The organism is Marinifilum breve (assembly GCF_003202155.1).
Lineage (GTDB): Bacteria > Bacteroidota > Bacteroidia > Bacteroidales > Marinifilaceae > Marinifilum > Marinifilum breve.
In genome coordinates this window covers 1-441 of the sequence record NZ_QFLI01000146.1, presented here as the reverse complement: position 1 = coordinate 441, position 441 = coordinate 1, and the positions used below count along the sequence as shown (strand labels likewise).

Genomic DNA, 441 nt, shown 5'->3' with positions numbered 1-441 from the left:
ACTAATATAATATCTAAAATACTAGCTTCGATAATTATCAGACGCCTAACTAAGACTCGTGAACTGCAAACACGAGAGACTCAAGCTGGCTTCAGACCTGGTCGTGGCTGCATCGACCACATATTCACCATTCGTCAGATTCTAGAACACAGGCATACTTATCGACGTCCGACAATGGTGGTCTTTCTTGACTTAAAAGCAGCATTTGAATCTGTAGACCGCGAGATTCTGTGGCAGTGTCTGTCATTGAAAGGTGTACCTCAGAAGTACATAAACCTTGTGAAGGCTCTTTACTCGAACACTACCAGTCGAGTCAGAGCTTATGGCGAACTGTCATCTACTTTTGCAACCTCAAGTGGTGTCCGTCAAGGCTGTCCACTCTCTCCATTTCTGTTTAACTTCATCATAGACCTATTGATGGAAATAACACTCTCGTCGACT

Annotated in this window: 1 protein-coding gene; it reads left to right on the top strand. The window is 43.5% G+C overall.

Annotation, left to right across the window (positions count from 1 at the left end):
- Positions 1-6 precede the first annotated feature (6 nt).
- A partial coding sequence (locus tag DF185_RS24900) for an RNA-directed DNA polymerase (protein WP_498365938.1) occupies positions 7-441 on the top strand: 435 nt, incomplete at its 3' end.